The sequence below is a fragment of the Nocardiopsis trehalosi NBRC 14201 genome (genome assembly GCF_001552555.1).
Taxonomy (GTDB): domain Bacteria; phylum Actinomycetota; class Actinomycetes; order Streptosporangiales; family Streptosporangiaceae; genus Nocardiopsis_B; species Nocardiopsis_B trehalosi.
Window position 1 is genome coordinate 22,039 of the sequence record NZ_BCRK01000067.1, and the last position, 6,761, is coordinate 28,799.

Annotated in this window: 8 protein-coding genes; 6 read left to right on the plus strand and 2 right to left on the minus strand. The window is 77.0% G+C overall.

Features of this window, described 5'->3' with window-relative positions:
- The first annotated feature begins 33 nt into the window (after nt 1-33).
- The 6 genes from NT8_RS13930 to NT8_RS13955 all read left to right on the plus strand — a co-directional run bounded on the left by NT8_RS13930 (nt 34) and on the right by NT8_RS13955 (nt 4,827).
- Entirely contained in the window at nt 34-246 is a 213-nt protein-coding gene (locus tag NT8_RS13930; RefSeq protein WP_067968875.1) for an MbtH family protein, read from the plus strand.
- A gap of 46 nt (nt 247-292) precedes the next feature.
- Nucleotides 293-1,558: an enterobactin transporter EntS gene (gene entS, locus NT8_RS13935; RefSeq protein WP_067968892.1), complete on the plus strand. Its 1,266-nt coding sequence runs from the start codon at nt 293-295 to the stop codon at nt 1,556-1,558.
- Nucleotides 1,559-1,631: 73 nt separating this feature from the next.
- Nucleotides 1,632-2,441, plus strand: coding sequence for a siderophore-interacting protein (locus tag NT8_RS13940; RefSeq protein ID WP_067968878.1), 810 nt, complete (start codon nt 1,632-1,634; stop codon nt 2,439-2,441).
- A 184-nt stretch (nt 2,442-2,625) separates the two neighbouring features.
- Nucleotides 2,626-3,066: an aspartate 1-decarboxylase gene (panD, locus tag NT8_RS13945; protein WP_067968895.1), complete on the plus strand. Its 441-nt coding sequence runs from the start codon at nt 2,626-2,628 to the stop codon at nt 3,064-3,066.
- Between the two features lie 50 nt (nt 3,067-3,116).
- Nucleotides 3,117-3,353 carry a hypothetical protein gene (locus NT8_RS13950; RefSeq protein ID WP_067968881.1) on the plus strand — a complete coding sequence of 79 codons (237 nt, stop codon included), beginning with the start codon at nt 3,117-3,119 and terminating at the stop codon, nt 3,351-3,353.
- Nucleotides 3,354-3,537: 184 nt separating this feature from the next.
- Nucleotides 3,538-4,827: an MFS transporter gene (locus tag NT8_RS13955; RefSeq protein ID WP_067968884.1), complete on the plus strand. Its 1,290-nt coding sequence runs from the start codon at nt 3,538-3,540 to the stop codon at nt 4,825-4,827.
- 24 nt (nt 4,828-4,851) lie between these two features.
- Here NT8_RS13955 and NT8_RS13960 read toward each other — a convergent pair whose 3' ends face one another.
- Together NT8_RS13960 and NT8_RS13965 are read right to left on the minus strand one after the other, a co-directional pair.
- Nucleotides 4,852-5,721: a (2Fe-2S)-binding protein gene (locus NT8_RS13960; RefSeq protein ID WP_067968887.1), complete on the minus strand. Its 870-nt coding sequence runs from the start codon at nt 5,719-5,721 to the stop codon at nt 4,852-4,854.
- 209 nt (nt 5,722-5,930) lie between these two features.
- Nucleotides 5,931-6,761 (minus strand): DUF2306 domain-containing protein (locus NT8_RS13965; RefSeq protein ID WP_245646175.1); only part of this gene is annotated, 831 nt, incomplete at its 5' end.

The following is a 6,761-nucleotide window of genomic DNA, read 5'->3' on the forward strand; positions in this document are numbered from 1 at the left end:
AGCCTTCCCTAAAGAGAAATGGGAGATGAACGCATGACGAACCCGTTCGACGACACCGAGGGCACCTTCCTGGTCCTGGTCAACGACGAGGACCAGCACTCCCTGTGGCCCGAGTTCGCCGCCGTCCCGGAGGGGTGGCGCGTCGTCCACGGACCGGCCGACCGGCAGGCGGCCCTCGACTACGTCACCGCCAACTGGACCGACCTGCGGCCCCGCGGCCTGCGGGTGGCCATGGACGGGGCCTGACCCCCGCCGACCGGCGGACCGGCGCGGCAGGGGAGGGGTGATCCGCATGGTGCGGCTGCGCCACGTCGTCATGGACGTCGGCCCGCTGCGCGACAGCCGGGCGTTCCGGGTGGTGTTCGCCGCCCGCACGGTTTCGGTGTTCGGGCTCGGGTTCGCCCTGGTCGCGCTGCCCCTCCAGGTGTACGCCCTCACCGGGTCGTCGGTGGCGGTCGCCCTGGTCAGCGCGGTCAACGGGGTGTCGGTGTTCTGCGGCACCCTCGTCGGCGGGGTCCTCGCCGACCGCCTCCCGCGCCGCGCGCTCATCGTGTCCGGGCGGGCGGCCGCCGCCGTCGCCTTCACCGGGCTGGCGCTCAACGCGCTGTGGCCCACGCCGGCCGCGCTGGCGGTCGTCTGCGCCTGCGCCGCGCTCAACGGCTTCGTCGGCACGTTCAGCACGGTCGCCCTCCAGGCGGCCGTCCCCGGCCTGGTCCCGGCCGACCGGCTGCCCGCCGCCGGGGCGCTGCTCGCCCTGACCGGCCAGCTCGGCTCGGTGGCGGCGCCCGCGCTCAGCGGGGTCGTGGTCGCCCTGTGGGGCTTCCCCGCCGTGTACGCGGTGACCGCCGCCGTCTCGGCCGCCGCCACGGGCCTCGTCTGCCTGCTGCCGCGGCTGGCCCCCGGCGCCGAGGGCCGCCGCCCGGTACTCGCCGCGGCCGCCGAAGGGCTCCGGTTCGCCGCGCGCGACCGCGTCGTGGGCCCGCTGCTGCTGCTCGGCTTCGTCCAGCTCCTGCTGGCCGCCCCCTACGTGCTCATCCCCGAGATCGTCGACCGCGGGCTCGGCGGCGGCGAGGCGATGGCCGGGCTGCTGTACTCCGCCGCCGCGGCGGGCGCGGTGTGCGCCTCCCTGACCAGCGGCTGGTGCGGCGGCGTGCGCCGGGCCGGGGCCGCGCTGCTGGCGGCCGTCGCCGCGTGCGGCGCCGCGTCGGCCGCGTTCGGCGCCGCCCCCGGCGCGGCCGCGGCGCTGGTCGCGCTGGCCGCCCTCGGCTTCGCCGAGACCATCGAGGAGATCCTGCGCTTCACCGTGCTCCAGGGGCACACCCCCGACGCCGTGCGGGGCCGCGTCACCAGCGTGTGGACCGCGCAGAACACGGTCGGCGGCGCGCTGGGCGCCATGACCCTGGGCGTGCTCGCCCCGTTCATCGGCGCCGGGGCGGCGATCGTCGCGGGCGGCGGCGCCGCCGTGGCGTCGGTGGCCGCCATCGCGGCGCTGGCGCCGGGCCTGCGGCGCGCGGGGACCGCCGCGGGCACCGCCCCCACCGGGGCGAATGCGGGTTAGCTTAGCCTAAGCTACGCTGGGGGCGCGGGGCCGTGGACCGCCCCGCCACGTCCGAACCCAGGAGCCCTGAGCGATGCCCGCCACCGACCCCCGTGTCGAGTTCTACCCGCTGCGCGCCCGCCTGCTGACGGTCGCCTCCGCCGGGTACCTCACCCCCCGCATGATCCGGATCACCCTCACGGGCGACGACCTCGACGGCTTCCGCACCGACAACTACGCCGACCACGTCAAGCTGTTCTTCCCCGACGAGGAGACCGGCCGGCACGCGCTGCCCGAGGTCGGCGCCGACGGCCGGTGGAACATGCGCGACCCCGGCCTCCTCTACCGCGACTACACGGTGCGCCGCCACGACCCCGACGCCGCCGAGCTGACCATCGACTTCGTCGCCCACGACCACGGCCCCGCCGGCCGGTGGGCGCGCGCCGCGCGCCCCGGCGACCGGCTGGGCGTCCTCGGCCCGCGCGGCACCCACCACCTGCCCGACGTCGACTACGTCCTCATGGGCGCCGACGAGACCGCGCTGCCCGCCGCCGCCCGCTGGCTGGAGGAGCTGCCCCGCGACGCCCGCGCCTACGCCTTCCTGGAGGTCGCCGACCCCGGCGAGGAGCAGCACATCGACGCCCCCGACAACGCCGTCGTCACCTGGCTGCACCGCGACACCGACCCCTCCGGCGGCGCGAACCTGCTCGAACGCGCCATCCGCGGGTTCACCCCGCCCGTCGGCACCGGCTTCGCCTGGTGCGCGGGCGAGGCCACCGCCCTCAAGCCCATCCGCCGCCACCTGCGCGACAGCGGCTTCGAGCGCGGCCGCACCCTCGACGTCGACGGCTACTGGCGGCGCGGCACCGTCAACCTCGACCACCACGCCGCCGACGACGACTGAGCGGCGCGCGGCGCACCCGCCGGGGCGGAACACCCGCCGCCGCCCCGGCGTTGGCGTGGTGTGGCGTCCGCCCCACCGGCACCCCGCCGGGCACCCGCGGCCGCCGTCCGGGTCATGATGGAGGTCCACGGAACCCCGTCCGGGGTCTGTAGCCCCTCCGCACACACGACTGAGGATGAAGAACGTGCGTCGCACCCTGTTCAACGGAAAGATCCACCGCGCCACGGTCACCCAGGCCGACCTGCACTACGTCGGTTCCATCACGATCGACGCCGACCTCATGGAGGCGGCGGACCTGGTCGAGGGCGAGCAGGTGCACGTGGTGGACATCGACAACGGAAACCGCCTCGTCACCTACACCATCGCCGGTGAGCGCGGCAGCGGCGTCATCGGGATCAACGGCGCCGCCGCCCACCTGGTCAGCCCCGGCCACCTGGTGATCATCATGTCCTACGTCGAGGTCGACGAGGCCGAGCGCGCCGCGCACACCCCGCACGTCGTGCACGTCGACGCCCGCAACCGCATCGTGCACCTGGGCGACGACCCCGCCGAGCCCGTCCCCGGCACCGCGCTGGCCTCCGGCCGGACCGCCGCCGGGGCCCCGCTGTCCAGCGGTGCGGCGTGACCACATCCGGCCCGATCGCGGGGTGACCCGCCGGGTATGCACCCTTCGCAATGGATGGTGACGACGAGGAGCGGCGCCGTGTCGCGGCGCACATCGAGTGGCAGAAGCAGGACATGTGGCTCGTCCTGTGGGGCTGCTACACGCGCCGCTACTGGGCGTTCGCCCGATGGCCGGTGCCCGCCGGCGGCGCGGTCGTCTCCGCGCCCGACCCCGACACCCTCTACGCCGAGATGCGCCGCGTCGAACGCGAGCACGGGTTCCTGCGCTGGCGCTACGGCGGCGGCTGAGCACCGGCCGCGTCGCGCCGTCTGAACCCCGCCGCCTGACCCGGGCCGCCCGAACCCCGGGTCGGTCGAACCCGCCGCGCCGGGGCGCCCGCTCCGGGCGCCCCGGCGGCGCCGACTATGATCGGTCCGTTCATCCGACGTCGTCGACGAGGGGGTCGCGCGTGCACGCAGGCGGAGGTCCGCGGTGACGGCGCCCGGCCGCGAGGACGCCCGCGCCGACCCGCCCGCCGACGCCGCGCGGGCGCAGCGGCGCACCGTCGCCGCCCTCGTCGCGGCGCAGGTCGTGGGCGGGGTGGGCGTCGGCTCGGCCCTGTCGGTCAGCGGCCTCATCGCCCGCGACCTCACCGGGTCGCAGGTGTGGGCGGGCGTCGCCACCACCATGATCACCCTGGGCGCCGCGGTGCTCGCGCTGCCGCTGGCCGCGGCCGCCGCCCGGCGCGGCCGCCGGACCGCCCTCGGCCTGGGCTGGTTCCTCGCCGCCGCCGGGGCGGCCGGGGCGATCCTGGCCGCCGAGACCGGCTCCTTCCCGGGCTTCCTCGCCGGGATGGCGCTCTTCGGCTCCGGCTCCGCCACCAACCTCCAGTCGCGCCACGCGGCGGCCGACCTCGCCGCCGACCGCACCCGCGGCCGCGACCTGTCGGTCGTCGTGTGGGCCACCACCATCGGGTCGGTGGCCGGGCCCAACCTCACGGGGCCGGGTGCGGCGGTCGCCGGGCGGCTGGGCGTCGACGCCCTGCTCGGCCCGTTCGTGTTCTCCGTGGCGGCGTTCGCCGCCGCCGGCCTCCTCACCACCGCGCTGCTGCGCCCCGACCCGCTGCTGCTCGCCCGCCGCCTGTCCGGCGCGCCGCCGGGTACCGGGCGCCGCGCCCCGCTGGGCGGCGCGCTCGCCGCCGTCGCGGCCTCGCCCGGGGCGCTGCTCGCCGTGGTCGGCACCGTCGCCGGCCACGCGGTGATGGTCATGGTGATGACCATGACCCCGCTGCACCTGGAGCACGGCGGCGCGGCGCTCACCGTGATCGGGCTGACCATCAGCCTGCACATCGCCGGGATGTACGCGTTCTCCCCGCTGGTGGGCTGGCTCGCCGACCGGTTCGGGCGGGTCGAGGGGCTGCTCGCCGGACAGGCGGTGCTGGTGGCCTCGGCGGCGGTCTCGGCCATGGCGGGCCACCACCAGGGGTGGGTTATGGCGGGGCTGGTGCTGCTCGGCCTGGGCTGGTCGTTCAGCCTGGTGTCGGCGTCGACGCTGCTGGCGGAGTCGCTGCGGCCCGAGGACCGGCCGGGCGCCCAGGGCCTCACCGACCTGCTGATGAACCTGGGCGGCGCGGCCGGCGGCGCGGTGTCGGGGGTGCTGCTGGCGGTGTCGGGGTTCGCCCTGCTCAACGTGTACGCGGCGGTGCTGACCGCACCCGCCGTGGTCCTGGGCGTCCGCGCGCTGGCGCGGGCCCGCGCGGCGGGCGGCCCGGCGGGCGCGTGAGGCCGCCCGGCGGGGGACCGGGGGTCAGGGCGCGAGAGCGGGGTTGCGGATCCACTCGCGGAGTTCGGAGCGCCGGTCGGCGTCGTCCTTGAGCGGGCACGTGGTGCAGTACCCGTGCTCGGGGTCGCCCTTGTACTCGAAGCAGCAGGTGCCCCGCACCGCCCAGGTGCCGCGCGGGTGGCCCTCGCAGAACGGGAACAGCCGCGGCCGCTTGCGGGTGACCGCGCCCGCCAGCACCAGGGCGTCGCCGAGCCGGTCGGCCCGCGCCCACGCCTCGGCGGCGTCGCGGCCCAGGAACCGCGCCGGGTTGAGCATGTAGAAGTGCAGGGTGTCGAGCACCCACCCCCACAGGGTGCGCAGGCCGACCCGGGTGTGGGCGTGCACGGCGTCGATGATCGGGGCGAACGCGCCCACCAGGTGCTCGGCGGCGATCCGATCGAGGTCGTCGGGGTCGGCCGCGACGACGGTGTCGGGGTGGCCGGCGGCGGGGTCGTCCGGCAGCACCGCCACCCGTGCGCTGGTGACCGTGGGCGTGCCGAAGCTGGCGTTGGACCGCCAGGGGAACCACAGGTGGCGCTCGTCGAGCAGCGGGGCGCGGCCGGTGAGGTACAGGCCGGCCGACACCATGAAGATGGGCTCGCGCAGCAGCGCGCGCAGGAAGTGCGTGGCGGCCGGCAGCTTGTGCGGGGGGCCGTGGTGGGCGGTGACCTGGTCGAACAGCGTGCCGACGGCGCCCTCGGCGACCATGAGGTCGGTGCGGTACCAGTGCTCGGTGCCGGGGTGGGGGCGGCGCGGCGCCTCGACGCCGCAGACCCAGATGTCGGGCAGCGGCGCGAACTTCAGCGGCGCGCAGGCGTCGACCACCGCCTGCAGCGGAGCCTCACTGACGGCCATGGGCGATCCGGCCAACCTTCCCCCGCCGCGCGGGCGGCGTCCGATGCGGGCTGCGGAGGGACGGCGGGTGCGAGGTCACGACCTGCGACGATGTGACCACCGTCCCTTAGTTGAGGCTACCCTAATGCACGCGGGGGCGCCAATGATCACCGGACGCGCCGCGCGCCCCGGGTCCGGTGGCCCGGTCCCGGGGCGCGCCGCGCCGGAGGTCAGGCCGCGCGGGTGCCCGCCGCGCGCGGTCGGCGGGCGGCCGGGCGGCGGGCGGCCGGGCGGCGGTGCAGCCACCACTCGGCCACCAGCAGGTTGACCACCCAGCTCAGCCAGACCGACGCGCCCACCGCGGCCTGCAGCATCAGCGCCTCGTCGCCGCCGTAGGCGGTGTCGAGGCCGGCCGACGCCACCGCGAGGCAGAGCGGCAGCCAGACCCGGTTGGCGACGATCGACCAGGCGAGCGCGAAGCCGCGCAGCATCCATTCGCGGTGCGGGCCGAACCTCCGCTGCCGGGCCGCCCGGTACCCGGCGACCGTGCACCCCAGCCACAGCGCGGCCGCCAGCGCGTTGCCGGACACCTGGGCCAGGCCCTGGGTGCCGGCGAACGAGACGACCAGCGCCAGCACCGCGCCGGGCACGGCGGCCGCCACGTAGAGCCGGCCGCTGAACCGGTGCAGGTCCGGCCGGCGGCGGCGCAGCCACGGCCACACCTGGAGGCAGGAGGTGGTCAGGACGACCGTGCCGAGCAGGATGTGCCCCATCAGCAGCGCGTAGTGCAGGGGGAAGTCGGCGCGGACGGCCACCCGCGACTCGGCGGGGTCGAAGGTGAGGTAGGGCGGCAGCGAGAAGGCGAGGAACAGCACGCACAGCACCGCCAGCGGGGCGATCCACGGGCGGCGCCACCAGGCGCGCGGGCGCGGGGCGGGGCGGGCGGCGGACGGCTCGGGCGCGGGGCCGGGTGGACCCGGATCGGGGGCGGGCGGGGCGTGGTCGGGTGCGGTCATGGCGGCCTCCGGGGTCGGTGGGGAGGGGAAGGGGGGCGGGGCGCC

Coding starts and splice junctions, on each gene's coding strand:
- NT8_RS13950 (WP_067968881.1), top strand. CDS start 3,117: ATGGATGGTGACGACGAGGAGCGGCGCCGTGTCGCGGCGCACATCGAG.
- NT8_RS13930 (WP_067968875.1), top strand. CDS start 34: ATGACGAACCCGTTCGACGACACCGAGGGCACCTTCCTGGTCCTGGTC.
- entS (WP_067968892.1), top strand. CDS start 293: ATGGTGCGGCTGCGCCACGTCGTCATGGACGTCGGCCCGCTGCGCGAC.
- NT8_RS13940 (WP_067968878.1), top strand. CDS start 1,632: ATGCCCGCCACCGACCCCCGTGTCGAGTTCTACCCGCTGCGCGCCCGC.
- NT8_RS13960 (WP_067968887.1), bottom strand. CDS start 5,721: ATGGCCGTCAGTGAGGCTCCGCTGCAGGCGGTGGTCGACGCCTGCGCG.